Raw genomic sequence first — 12,596 nt, 5'->3', positions numbered from 1 at the left:
CACTATCTTATTTATTGTTGCTGGTAAAAATTAATTTTATTTTCAAGCGGAGGCTTTTCGAACAGGTCACCATAAGTGAAAAAATCAATTTCTTGTTCTCGAACTTTTATTTTTATGCGCTCTTCAAGCAAGGGCGCCTTTTTCTCAAACTTATCATAACGCAATAAGCTAACTTTTCTTGATGTGAAATGAATCTTGATGAGATGGATGTTTTTAAGCTCACCAAATAACTGACAGGCGCAGCCAATATAAATGCGTAATATAGGAGGCAATTTGTCTAATAAGTCTTTGTGGATTATCCAGCTATGTCCTTGAATAAACTCTCCATGCTGAAGATCCTCAAAAGTGGACCTGCCGGCTTCTTCGATTAGCTTAGGATCCGCAACTGAAAAAGGTGCATTTCGTGCCTGCGTGATAGCATTTGAATAAGTTCTAAAAAGGAACCTGATATCTCTTCGCAAGCTCTCTGGCATTTTCGTCTGTGGCTTACGCTTGTCAAATAAGCCAAGAGCAAAATAGACGATCAGATCGTCACGACGTTTCTTTTCTGCGTCCTTAAATAGTTTTGCTCCAAAATGGCGTACTAGGGCTTGGTGAGCCTTGTTATGAGACCCTGCAATTCGTCGGATCTGCGGAGAAAGCTCACACTCAGAATTGGCGGGTATGCGCCCGAGGTCGAGACACGTTTCCCAGAAGTCGGTAAATAATTCAATATTCCTATCTAAGATGCCGTTCGTTATCGTTTCACTGCGGGCTTGTATCTCACGTTGAGTGAGTTGATGCCAATCCCTTCTGATATGTTGCCGCTCAAGGAGAAATTTTTGTTCTTCTAGTTTTTCTCGGAAAACTATAAAAATACCTTGTCCCACAGCAACAACATTCTGTTTAAGATTCTTCTCAAGAAAAGTTCGAAATTCAAGCTGTGAATAGTACTTCTGAAAGGTGTTCCTACTGGTTGACCTGTCCCCAATATCTAATCCAGCGTCTTCTTAGTAATGTCCGTGGTGGTTGATTCTTTTTTATCCAGTCTCAGTACCGCAGCAAATTCAGCCGGCGTCTGATAGCCGAGGGATGAGTGTGGCCGCTGCTCGTTATAGTCCTGCCGCCAGATACTGATGATTTCTCTCGCATGTGCCAGATCCCGGAACCAGTGTTCATTGAGGCACTCGTCCCGGAACTTGCCGTTGAAGCTCTCGATGTAGCCGTTCTGAGTCGGTTTACCCGGCTGGATTAACTTCAATTTAACGCCATTCTCATAGCCCCACTGGTCCAGGGCCTTACTGGTGAACTCCGGCCCCTGGTCAGTTCTGATCGCCTTCGGGTAGCCCCGGAAGGCAGCTATGGCATCCAGTGTGCGCGCCACCTGGTGGCCAGAGATGCCTCTGGCTACGGGGATGTCGAGGCTCTCCTTGGTGCAGTCATCGACAATGGTCAGGCATTTGATGCGCCGGCCGTTGGCCTCTGCATCCATGACGAAGTCCATTGACCAGACCTCATTGGGCGCTTCCGGCAGCTCAAGCGGTTGTGGCTCAACCATGATGCGCTTGCGCTTTGGCCGCTTGCGCACTGCGAGGCCTGCCTCGAGGTAGAGCCGATAGACCCTCTTGTGGTTCACCTGTAGCCCCTCTCGCCTGAGCATCTGATGTACCCTCCGGTAGCCGAAGCGGCGCCGCTACAGGGCGATTGCCTTGGTACGCTCAACCAGCTCTGGCTCAGCGGCCTTCTGGGGCTGGTATCGCATGGATGCGCGGGATAACCCGACGAGTGAACAGGCCCTGCGCTCCGAGATAGTCGTCTCCGACTGCATGGTGCGCACGGCCTCGCGCTTGTTCCCGACGGTTAGTACTTTCGGTTAAGGGCGGCCTTGAGTGCCTCCTGATCCAGCATGGACTCGGCGAGCAGCTTCTTCAGGCGAGCATTCTCCTCCTCGAGCGCCTTGAGGCGCCGGGCCTCCGCCACCTCCATCCCGCCGTACTTCTTGCGCCAGGTATAGAAGGTGGCATCCGAGATGCTGTACTTGCGGCAGAGCTCCTTGACCGGAATGCCGGCTTCGGCCTCCTTCAGGATCGGGATAATCTGCTCTTCGGTGAATCGCTTCTTCATGTCCATCTTCCTCTCAGGAGATGAACATTACTAGAAGCTAAGTGAACTAGAAAGTGGGGGGCAGGTCAGCATACTGAACTGTGCCTCAGCATTTGGCGCTAGATTCGACAAAATGTGCTGAAAGAGGATTAGTAAGTACTTGTAACCGTTGCTAATGGTGCAGTTCGGGGTTTATTGAGGAATTTAGAACGACATCGCGATGATGTTAAACAGCATTGAGGTGCGACGGAGCTTGTTCCTCCATGATCCCAGCGCACTACTGATCAAGTTGTGCACAAGTTATTTTCGATCATAAAATTTGGGAAAGGAATGACTAAGAACACAGAGAGTTCGGTTCTGAAGGTGATTACTAAAACGTGCAAAAGAAGGCTGGTAGGCACGGTGTGCCTACCTTCCTTTATGATCACATCAGATTCTCTAATTCATCGAGCAATGACCATAGCGGACGCTCGTCGGGTTCAGAGAGAATAGCTAGAAGAACTGGCATAGCAGCATTGGCAACGCCCAGGCAAAAATCAAATACCTTCCGATGTTCAGCAAGACCTTCAACACTACCGGTGCGACCTAAGTAAGCGATCTGCATATGGGCAATTCTATGAGGGTCACTACCAAAGATGGTTCCTGAAATAGCATTGTAGGTATCTGCTTCATCCTCAGGATCTAACTCTTTTGCAATTCCAATGAGAAAGGCAAGATACCAAAAGTCTACTTGGCGCTTGAAAGGGGCGTATTCAGCTGATGCTTTAGTGCCACTTGTCTGGCTGAAGCTTAGTACCGAATCCCTATATTTTTTGGGAATTTCTAAGTTGAAACTGGCAAATGGATTACTGGACATCAAATTCTCCTCAGGCAAAAGTACCGGTACGTCGCTCACAAACAGCACAAGTAGAGCGGTGATCGCACTCGCAGCGAAGAATCCGAGAGTCCGAAACTTGGGGTTCATTAGCCAGCATGCGTGGGTAGTGTGCTGGATTGGTTAGCGTGAAGATCTTTCCAGCTTTTACATCCAAGATATCTTCGACCCCTGCGATTTCATCATGCGTCAGAAACAGAACCACCTGGGATCCTTCCTTAGCTGTTCGCTCCAGTACTGACCGTTTTACATACCCCGCCATCATTCCGAGGGGAGTGTCAATTACATTTGGTGCTTCAACACGGCTCACCTTGGTAAGAGCCAGAATGAATGCGAGTGTGATAGCCCGTCGTGAAGCACCGTTAAGATCCTGGTCTGGGTTCAGAGGGTGACCGCTTGGGCCATAGACGAGAATATCGTAATCTTCAGTCAGCTCTGCACCAGTAATCATTGTCAGTTCATTAGCATCGGGATCCGAGCCAATCATCTCTAGGAAAATACGATTCATCTCGTCGCTAACTTTACGCAGCTCTTCCTTCAGAAGCCGATCAACGATTCGATCAAAGAGATTTTGAGTGGTTCTCGCTATTGCTAACTTGTCGCTTGATGAATCAGTCTTGCTAAGTTTTTTCTCTATCTTTCGCCGATCATCTTCTGCGTCTTTCTTGCGCATCCGTGCATCATCGATTTTACTGTCTAACTGCCCCTGATTTATCCGCGCAGAATTAAGCTTACTGGAAAGCTGGTCTTCAAGCTCACGTAATGAAATTAATGCTGAATCATCGATGGAATCTTTCTCTGCATTCAGCCGCTTGAGTTCATTTTGTTCACCAGAAAGCCTGGAGTTATGATCCATATAGTCTTGCGTGCGAGAGGCATAGCTCTCAAGCCAGCGCTCCTTCCTGCACTCGTCAAAATGTTCACTTCTTACAGAGTAGAAGAGACTTGTAGCGGATTCCTGGATTGTATCCGCGGCCCGACTTTTTTCTATCGAAGCTTCAATTGAGGCTCTGGCCTTTTGACCGCCATCAGTTTCCTTCGATAGGTCTGAACCACAAAAGCATTTGTCTCTGTCTAATAGCTCTTCCAAGATTGGTACATTAACTTTGGGTAATTGCTTTTGGCTGCTCATTGCGTTGAGCAGTTCCATCCCTTTCTTGGCTGTTTTTGAAATTAGGGCCGCAGAAAGATCACTAGAATTAGTCAGGCTTGAAATGTCTGTAAGTGCACGGCTAGCGCCCTCTTTACTTTTTTCGATACTGCGCACTGTTTTTTGCATTTTTTCAACAAGTTTGCCTTTATCCCCTAGCCTGAGTAAGTCCTCGATCTTCTTTCTTGTCGAACTAAGTTCAATGCTAGATTCACTGATAGAGGTCTCTAGATCCTTTCGCTCGGATTCCCAATCGTTAATATCTTCTTCATAAGAGAGGATGCGGTTGTTAAGGAGTTCAAGCTTGGCTTTATAGTCCGTATTGTCGATTAATGAGCTGAATCGACTAGCAGCTCGGGACAAATGCGAGCTAGTCCTTTTTAATAAGTCCAATCCTAGTAGAGACTCGATAGCAGAACTAACACGTTTCCTCTTGACGCCTTGAGTCGCAGCAGCCTCAATAAAAGACATGGCGGCATCACCATCCGTAATGTAAACGTCTTTTAGTGCGATAGGGATACAGCTTTCGATGACACTATCAATATGGGAGTCTAGAACTCTATCTGTGCCTTCGGGCTTGATCTCATAAAGTGTTACCGAGTTTGCTTCACGCCTTACTCGCTCACCATCGACGGGATACTCATAACAAGAGCGAGTTAGGCGATAGTGCTTTTTCTGGAGTTCGTGCGCGCCACGACCGATAGTCACCACTTGATCTGATTCGAACTCGACCTCTACTTTGGTTTCAACTCGATCATGGGTGTCTCGCATATCTGATGGAAACAAAGGAAATTTCTTTCCCTCTCCAGGGAGCGCTTTATCACCAAAAAGTCCCCACAGCAGAGCTGACTTACAAGTAGTTTTTCCAGTTTCATTAGCTGCCCGAATAACCGTAACGTTCTTATTATCATCGGTCGAGAAATCGAGTAGTAAATCTTTTAATAGGCGAAAATTCCTAATGTGAGCTTTAATAAGTTTCACGCATTTTCTCCTAAATCTTTGATTCTATCTGCTGCCATAGACAACTCTCCAATTAAGTCATCAATTATTTTCGAAGATGCATTATGGTTGCTGCTAGCCTCAAGCATGTAAATCTTATTGCAAAGCTGTTCAAGTCGACCTTTCTGCCGCTCATTGAGATGATCAATGCCATTGATTTCATCAATAATCATCTCGGAGATCTTTTTATAACCTATGCTCATTTATTATTCTCCATCAATGAGATTAGTTCGGATATGATTGAAAGCGATCCATTCTTCTCTAAGCCGTTACTGCTTAACTTTGAAAAAAACGATACTCGCTCATATTCGCCTTTAATTAGTGATGCTAAATCATTGTCTATTTCACCATCATTAACCTTAGGTATAACAATGTAGTCATGAATAATTGCGTGATCTTTATTCGTGGCTGGACTTGATCTCAGCACGCGGCCTAGCCTCTGAATCCACTGCCTTCTAACAGTATTGCTTGCGAGTAAGTAGGCCGTTTCAGTTTGGGGTATATTAAATCCTTCATCAAGAACCCGCTTTGAAGTTAAGATCTGAAGTGAACCATCGCTAAAAGAATCGACTATGTTCACTAGGAGCTGCTTTGATGCCGTCTCTTCAGCGGTAACCTGATGAAAATTGATAGAGCGTCTTGTGAGAAGCGCATTGACGGCTAAGAGCTGCTCTGGATCTTTGTCAGTGCAAAAAACTAATGATCTTTTAATGTCTTCTCGATCTTTTGGTAGCGATTGTGCTAGCGCGGCGATTTTCCCTGAAGCAGACTCTACGATTCTTCGTCTTTGAAGACAGAGAAGTTTCCACCTCTCCTTTTCTTTTGCTGTGTCAGGTAGCTCTGCCGCGTAGGCAAGCTGCCGTATCTGATGGGTCAGTTCTGACCAAGCCTCCTCTTCATTTTCATCCAAAACTACCCGATGGACATGGTACTCATAGGGAACCAAGCAGTTGCCAATTGCCGCATCTAATGGGAAGTCATAAACAACGGGGCCAAAGTAGTCAGTAAGAAATGCAGTCCCATCCTCATCGAATTGTCGAACAGCAGTGGCAGAAAGCCCGAGCCGATATTTGAAGCTCTCCCGTGCAGCCTCCTTGAATCCACTACTGCCGAGATTGTGGACTTCATCACCAATTAGCATAATAGGAACCCTACTGCTAGCTTTGTCTATGTCATCCGCTAAGTCTGATTTAAGTGCCGCATGGGTCACGATTAAAACTTCGTTCTTTGAGATTCCTAGACGTAAATTTCTTAGCATCCCCTTTAGTGCGCGCTTTGTGTCACGACCTGTCTTGCCAAAACTACTAAAGGGCTCGATTGAAAAATGTGCTACATCTTTTGCCCATTGGTCTAGCAATGCTTTAGTGGGTACAGCGATGACTACGAGTAGCGACTCTTCTTGGTGCGTTGCTAGCGTAGCTGCGACGAGTGATGTGAGTGTCTTACCACCACCCGTTGCGATAGATAAAATGCCTCGACCCGAACCAACCCAGGAAGAAACAGCTTGGCCCTGGTGGGAATAAGGGCCTGTTTGGTAATTAAGCCAGTCTGGTATTTTTAAACGACGCAATAGTCTTTTTTCCCCTTTTTGTATCAGGCAAGACTCTAAGCGCTGTTGTATTTCTCTCTGAGAAAGGCCTTCCCGTGATTTATTTCGATAAATCTCACAGAGATGATTGAGTGTGTGATCATTAATATCGAATGTTGTAACATGCTGGCTTACATTCGCCCAAAGAGTATTGAATTTTTTCGATATGGCAGAAATAACTTTGCGTGATTTTTCCCCATCCCACTCTTTATCGATACTTAGTTGCTCTGTATTAACGCTAAACCCATTTTGTGTTGCATTGATTGAGCCATGCACAGATAGCCGCCCATGCTCAGTATCGAATAACCAACATTTGGTATGAAATAAGCCATCCTTTTGAATCGCAATTTTAAATTCAATTCGCCTAGTTGCGACAAGGTAAGCGAGTGATTCGACAGACCTCGTCCGTAGGTTATCTTCTGTTGGCTCAAAACCAGGGAATAATAGAGGGATAAGGTTCTTATCTGAAGAATTGGCGTTTCGTAAAGCTTCTGCATCTTCCTGAGATAAGTTTGGACTGATAATAAACTTAATCGACGTACTTTGCGTTTTTAAAAAGTGACTCAATGACTGCGCTAATTCTCTCAGGGAGCCGCTTGAAAAATATCCGGTCATGCACCGAATGTGGTCACTTGTTTGGCAGATTGGGCCAAATACCTCTTCGTCGAGGTTATGTTCATTAGCAAAATAGATAGGTTCTAATTTATTGAGTACTTCGAGGGTTTCCATTGTTATTCTAATTTACCATTGCCTAATACAACTGAGGCTTAAGGAGACTTGGCTGCATTGATGTGGCTGTCGCCTCGGTGAAGCGCGCTCATACAAAAAGTATTAATTGTCGCGTTTAAACTAGTTGAAGTACGGCAAGCGGCCCACCTCGTGTGTAGATGATTGCTAAGGCCAATCGTTACATTTGGATCAGTTAAAGGGAGGGAAGGGCTGGGTGCTGAACATTCGTTGTTAGACGTGCGGGTCAGCCTAGCATGCGGGTGGTTACCCAAATATGCAGGGTGTCCTTTAAACACAACGCAAGTTGGGGTTATTTCTGGTCGCTGTACAAAAAATACACGCCCGGAGTGGTGTTGGAGTGGCTTTCTATCCATTTTTCTTCTGCCTTAACAGTCTTGTAAGCGCCGTTTTTTAGGCGATAGATGTTACAAGGGAATGTGAAAGACGTCACGTTTAATGGGGTAACGCTGATCGTCGGCAATAGATGACAACGCCTAAATTGCATACTAGTGTGGGCCGGAACAGTAAAGGTTATCCTTCGAGCTCTGATAACTGGTGAGCAGTCCGATAGGCTTGTCGGGCCTGCATCCCACATTAAAGCCACATACGGCAACAAGTACATGGATGGCGTCCTTATCAAGGCACGGGATCTCAACAGATCCTACCGGGCTGCCCGCGAGCAAATATCTGTTCTGCACGGCCTATCTTTGGAACTTAGGTCCGGCGAGGCTGTTGCGGTCATCGGCCCCTCGGGCTCGGGCAAGAGCACACTGCTGAACCTGCTCAACGGCCTCCTGCGCCCCGACAGCGGCCAGCTGCAGGTGTTTGGCCGGGATCAGTCCGAGCTGACCGACGCTGACTGGGCCGAATTGCGCCGCACCCGCATCGCCACCCTGTTCCAGGATGGCAACCTGATCCCCACCCTGACTGTCGCCCGCAATATCGCTTTTCGCACCGGGCTGGCCGGCCTGCAGGCGCATGAGGGCGATGCCTTGCTAGAACAGCTGGATATTGCCGACACCACCCATCGTTACCCGGATCAACTTTCCGGCGGCCAGCGGCAGCGGGCGGCGCTGGCTTGTGCTTTTGCTATGCAGCCGCGACTGATCCTGGCCGACGAACCCACCGGTAGCCTCGACCAGGCGACTGCCAAGCGGGTGAGCCCGCTGTTCTTCGATGCCATCCGCGAGCGCAATGTGGGTGCGCTGATCGTTACCCATAACCCGGAGCTGGCGCGCAGCTGCGACCGGATTCTGGAATTGCGGGAAGGAGCCCTGCACCCATGGGACTCGGCAGCGTCTTTATAAGCCATTACCGCCGCCACCCGGGGCAGCTGGCGGGCCTGCTGCTGATCCTGGTGTGCGCCGCCATGCTCTGGAGTGGTGTGCGCTCACTCACCGGTTCGGCCGAGGATGCCGTCAGCCGCTCCCGCGCGGCGCTGGAACCGCTGTTGAGTGTGGTGCGATCAGACGGCGGCCCGGTGACGGTGGAAGATTTTGCGCAGCTGCGCCGGGCCGGGCTGTGTGCGGCACCGCGCCTCCAGGTGCGCTTTCCGGAAGAAGATGCACCGACTGTTGTCGGTATCGATCCGTTCAGTGCCGCTTGCCTGCGCCAGTACAGTGAACAGCAAGGAGACGCTACATCGGCGATCGAATCGCTGTTTACCGAACTCGATAATCCGCCGCTGCTGGGCAATGCCGCCGATCTGCAGACCTGGCAACAGTTGTCGCTGCCGGGTTTGGCTGATTACCCACTTAAAGAGACAGAAGGGCTGCCGCGCGGGCAGCTGCTCACCGATATTTCCGTTGCGACCATGCTGGCAGCGGCGGGTCGCGCAACGCTGGAGCTTCTGCTGCCGGCGACAGAAGTGGAGCGCATTCCGTTGCCCGAGGCTTATAGCGCCCGGGTGGAGGATTACGGCGTGGAGCCGGACCCGCTGGTGGAGGCCTTCCTGCTCAGCCTCGACGCGCTGGGCGCGCTGGCCTTGCTGGTGGCCGCCTTGCTGGTGCGCAGCGTCTATCGCTTTGCGCTGGAGCAGCGCCGCCGCACGCTGGAGATTCTGGTGCGCTGCGGTGTGCCAACTCCCAAATTACGCCTGGCGCTGGTGGCAGAAGTGCTGGTGATCGCGGTGATCGGCGGCAGCCTGGGGCTGTGGCTGGGCAACTGGCTGGCATCGGCCATGGCGCAGGGATTCCAGGGCACGCTGAGCGGGCTGTTCAATATCGACACCCTGACGCAGGGCGGGCCCACGGCGGGAACCTGGCTCGGCATGGTGCTGATCCTTGCTCTGGTCGTGGGCTGGGCCTGTGTGGACCTGCTGATGTTCCGCCACCGCAGTGCGGCGGGCGGAGAACAGATGCCGGGCTGGCGCTGGTTGGCGGCGCTGGCGCTGGTGGCGGTTTCGCTGGCGGTGCTGTTATCCACAGACCGGCTGTGGCTGATCTTCCTCTCCACCACCGGCTGCCTGATCGGCGCCGGCCTGCTGTTGCCGGAACTGCTGAACCGGCTGCTCGCCTATGCTGAACACCGCGCGCGGCGATCGTTGCTGGAGTGGTCCTGCTCTGAGATGCGTGCCCTGTGCCGGGTGCTGCAGTTGCCGCTGACCGCACTGGCCTTTGCCATCGCCACCGCCATCGGTGTGCAGGCGATGGTTACCGGCTTTGAATCCACCTTTGGTCGCTGGCTCGACCAGCGCCTGCAGGGGGATCTCTATCTCGACCCGGGTCAGCCGGTGACCGCGCAGGAATGGCAACGCCAGTTACAGGCGCTGCCCGGCGTCACCAGCGTATTGCCGATGGTGCGCGGCCGCGGTGTGCTCGGGGAGCTGCCGGTGGATATCTTCGCGGTGGACCCAAGTTCGCCGCTATTGCAGGACTGGCCTTTTCTCAATGCCGTGCCGGACCTATGGCAAAGGCTGGCAACCGGGGGTGTGCTGATCAACGAGCAGCTGTCCCGCCGCCAATCCCTCGCTGTGGGTGATCGGGTCCAGTTCCGCCTCGGTACCGAAGCTCAGACGCGGGAGGTGATCGGGATCTATGCGGATTACGGCCGGCCGGAAGGGGAGCTGCTGCTGCCGATAACCGCTGTGCCCGAGGCACTCCCCGGCCGCTATGCGACCTTTGTGCTGGGTGTGGATGACCTCAGCAACACCGGCTGGCAGGACTGGCCCGAGCAATATTCTTGGCTGGCTGAGAGCCGCCTGCGCGACCAGGCCGGCCTGAAACAGGCGGCCAACGCTGCCTTTGCCCGCACCTTCCAGATGACCCAAATGCTGAACACCCTGACGCTGGCCCTGGCGGGTACCGCGCTGGCGCTGATGGGGCTGGTGATTTTCCGCCTGCGTCAGGGCAGCTACACCCTGCTGCATGTCTATGGTGTGCCGCGCAGCAATCTCCGTCGGCGGCTGATTGTGCACAGCATGCTGGTCACCGGTTTGCTGGCCTTGTTGGCAACGCCAATGGGGATTTTCCTTGGCTGGGTCCTGGTCGCCCAGGTGAACCCCGCGGCGTTTGGCTGGGCACTGCCGCTGAAACTGTACCCTGGCTTCTGGTTGCAGGTGTGGCTGGCCTGCCTTGCCATCGGCGCGTTCGTGGGCGCGCTGGTGGGCGACCCGGTACGGCTGGAGACGCTGAAGAATGAATAGCGCTATCCGCTTCCTTCTGATCGTTTTGTTCCTGGCCGGTTGTGGCGAGCGGGCCGACAATGGCAACTCCATGAGTGCCCTGAATGAGCCGCCGGAGGGTTTCCGCCAAGCGGTCTCGGGCATGACCGTCAGTCTCCCAAGGGATCTGGGCGCACACCCGGAGTACCGCCTCGAGTGGTGGTATCTCACCGCCAACTTGCGCAGTGCCGACGGCGAGCGTTTCGGCGTGCAGTGGACCCTGTTCCGCAACGGCCTGCGGCCGGGACCATTTGAAGGGGAAAAGCCGGGCTGGCAGCTGGATGAACTCTGGCTGGCCCACGCCGCGCTGAGCCGGCCTGGCGATCATCGATTCGCGGACCGCGCCGCCCGCGGCGGCACCGGACAGGCCGGCGTTACCGCGCAGCCGTTCAACGCCTGGATCGATCACTGGCAGCTGGCCAGCACGGAGCAGGGCAAATGGACCCTGGCGGTGCAAGACGAGGGCTTCAGTTACCAGCTGCAATTGCGCCCGGTATTGCCGCCAATACTGAACGGCGAGCAGGGCTTCAGTGCCAAGTCCGCCGGTGGCGGCGGCTCGATGTATTTCAGCTATCCACAGCTGGCGATCGAGGGCGAGGTGCAGATCGACGGTGAGCGCTTTGCGGTGAGTGGGAAGGGCTGGTTCGACCGGGAGTGGAGCAGCCAGTACCTGAAAACCGACCAGACAGGCTGGGACTGGATGGCGCTGCACCTGGAAGACGGCCGCCACCTGATGGCGTTCCGGGTGCGCGGTGACGAGGATTTCTATTCCGCCACTTTAGTCGCCGCCGACGGCAGCGCCCGAACCTTGACTGCCAACGACTTCACCCTGCAGCCACTGGAAACCCGCAACAGCCGCTATGGCGAGGTGCCAGTAACCTGGCAGTTGCAGGTGCCATCGGCCGGCTTGGATCTGAAAGTCCAGTCCTGGCCCGGCGATTACTGGAATCCGGGCGCCCTGCGCTATTGGGAGGGACCGGTAACCGTCAGTGGAAGTCACGCCGGTGAGGGCTATCTGGAAATGACCGGCTATGGGAGCTGAAGCCTGCCGCTGGATTTATCAGGCGTTAGGTTTTGCCTGCGCCTGATAGCGCATCACGACAATATCGCGCCCCTGCTTTTGGTAGGTATGGAAACGGTCGACAATCGCACTCGGTTGCCCGTCGACTTCTTCTTCGACAAATCCCAGCGACTGGTAAAACGGTATCAGGTGCCGATAGGGGAAGGTGAAGGTCTGTTGGTCGCAGGCTTCCGCCATGCTGTTCAGCAGCAGCCGGGCAACGCCCTGACCGCGGTAGTCCGGCGCTACCGCCACGCCAGCCAGCAGCTGCGCGTCGGTGAGCTGGCGCAGATACCCGCAGGCGACGATCTGCTGCTGCGCATTCCGGATCACTGCACAGGGATCGTGACGCCGCGCTTTGCCGCGAAATTTATGGGTACGGTAAAATTTGTTGGCCAGCGGGATCTCCATGTCGGAGAGCCAGTGCGCTGAGAAAGGATGTTCTACTGTCAT

9 protein-coding genes and 1 pseudogene are annotated in these 12,596 nt (G+C 52.6%); 3 read left to right on the top strand and 7 right to left on the bottom strand.

What is annotated here, in order from left to right; genetic code table 11:
• Nucleotides 1-11 precede the first annotated feature (11 nt).
• The 6 genes and pseudogenes from AWR36_RS10490 to AWR36_RS10465 form a co-directional block, all read right to left on the bottom strand.
• Complete coding sequence (locus AWR36_RS10490) at nucleotides 12-971, bottom strand: DNA phosphorothioation-associated putative methyltransferase (protein ID WP_082679539.1); 960 nt, start codon at nucleotides 969-971, stop codon at nucleotides 12-14.
• 2 nt (nucleotides 972-973) lie between these two features.
• Nucleotides 974-2,103 (bottom strand): annotated as a pseudogene (locus tag AWR36_RS10485) (IS3 family transposase).
• A gap of 403 nt (nucleotides 2,104-2,506) precedes the next feature.
• Nucleotides 2,507-2,938, bottom strand: a complete 432-nt coding sequence (locus AWR36_RS10480; protein WP_067084515.1) for a hypothetical protein — start codon at nucleotides 2,936-2,938, stop codon at nucleotides 2,507-2,509.
• A gap of 10 nt (nucleotides 2,939-2,948) precedes the next feature.
• The gene (locus AWR36_RS10475) at nucleotides 2,949-5,087 is read right to left on the bottom strand and encodes an AAA family ATPase (protein WP_082679537.1); all 2,139 of its coding nucleotides are present in this window, start codon (nucleotides 5,085-5,087) and stop codon (nucleotides 2,949-2,951) included.
• Nucleotides 5,084-5,308 (bottom strand): hypothetical protein, encoded by a 225-nt coding sequence (locus tag AWR36_RS10470; protein ID WP_067084511.1) that lies wholly within the window; start codon nucleotides 5,306-5,308, stop codon nucleotides 5,084-5,086. Before AWR36_RS10470 ends, AWR36_RS10475 begins: the two co-directional genes overlap by 4 nt.
• On the bottom strand, nucleotides 5,305-7,422 hold the full coding sequence (locus AWR36_RS10465) for a DEAD/DEAH box helicase family protein (protein ID WP_082679536.1): 2,118 nt from the start codon (nucleotides 7,420-7,422) through the stop codon (nucleotides 5,305-5,307). Before AWR36_RS10465 ends, AWR36_RS10470 begins: the two co-directional genes overlap by 4 nt.
• Before the next feature lie 620 nt (nucleotides 7,423-8,042).
• Here AWR36_RS10465 and AWR36_RS10460 point away from each other — a divergent pair.
• Genes AWR36_RS10460 through AWR36_RS10450 form a run of 3 tightly spaced genes read left to right on the top strand, consistent with a single transcriptional unit; the run spans nucleotide 8,043 to nucleotide 12,125 of the window.
• The gene (locus tag AWR36_RS10460; RefSeq protein ID WP_067084505.1) at nucleotides 8,043-8,729 is read left to right on the top strand and encodes an ABC transporter ATP-binding protein; all 687 of its coding nucleotides are present in this window, start codon (nucleotides 8,043-8,045) and stop codon (nucleotides 8,727-8,729) included.
• On the top strand, nucleotides 8,705-11,065 hold the full coding sequence (locus AWR36_RS10455) for an ABC transporter permease (protein ID WP_067084504.1): 2,361 nt from the start codon (nucleotides 8,705-8,707) through the stop codon (nucleotides 11,063-11,065). The genes AWR36_RS10460 and AWR36_RS10455 overlap by 25 nt, the downstream gene beginning before the upstream one ends.
• The gene (locus AWR36_RS10450; protein WP_067084502.1) at nucleotides 11,058-12,125 is read left to right on the top strand and encodes a lipocalin-like domain-containing protein; all 1,068 of its coding nucleotides are present in this window, start codon (nucleotides 11,058-11,060) and stop codon (nucleotides 12,123-12,125) included. The genes AWR36_RS10455 and AWR36_RS10450 overlap by 8 nt, the downstream gene beginning before the upstream one ends.
• 18 nt (nucleotides 12,126-12,143) lie before the next feature.
• Here AWR36_RS10450 and AWR36_RS10445 read toward each other — a convergent pair whose 3' ends face one another.
• Nucleotides 12,144-12,596, bottom strand: coding sequence for a GNAT family N-acetyltransferase (locus tag AWR36_RS10445; RefSeq protein ID WP_067084500.1), 453 nt, complete (start codon nucleotides 12,594-12,596; stop codon nucleotides 12,144-12,146).

Origin of the sequence: Microbulbifer flavimaris (assembly GCF_001641755.2) — a bacterium.
Lineage (GTDB): Bacteria > Pseudomonadota > Gammaproteobacteria > Pseudomonadales > Cellvibrionaceae > Microbulbifer > Microbulbifer flavimaris.
The sequence above is the reverse complement of the archived record's forward strand: the minus strand, read 5'-3'. Positions and strand labels throughout refer to the sequence as shown.

Excerpts from the sequence above, each read along its gene's own strand:
- AWR36_RS10480 (WP_067084515.1), bottom strand. The coding sequence starts at position 2,938 with ATGTCCAGTAATCCATTTGCCAGTTTCAACTTAGAAATTCCCAAAAAA.
- AWR36_RS10470 (WP_067084511.1), bottom strand. The coding sequence starts at position 5,308 with ATGAGCATAGGTTATAAAAAGATCTCCGAGATGATTATTGATGAAATC.
- AWR36_RS10465 (WP_082679536.1), bottom strand. The coding sequence starts at position 7,422 with ATGGAAACCCTCGAAGTACTCAATAAATTAGAACCTATCTATTTTGCT.
- AWR36_RS10460 (WP_067084505.1), top strand. The coding sequence starts at position 8,043 with ATGGATGGCGTCCTTATCAAGGCACGGGATCTCAACAGATCCTACCGG.
- AWR36_RS10455 (WP_067084504.1), top strand. The coding sequence starts at position 8,705 with ATGGGACTCGGCAGCGTCTTTATAAGCCATTACCGCCGCCACCCGGGG.
- AWR36_RS10450 (WP_067084502.1), top strand. The coding sequence starts at position 11,058 with ATGAATAGCGCTATCCGCTTCCTTCTGATCGTTTTGTTCCTGGCCGGT.
- AWR36_RS10445 (WP_067084500.1), bottom strand. The coding sequence starts at position 12,596 with ATGACAGTAGAACATCCTTTCTCAGCGCACTGGCTCTCCGACATGGAG.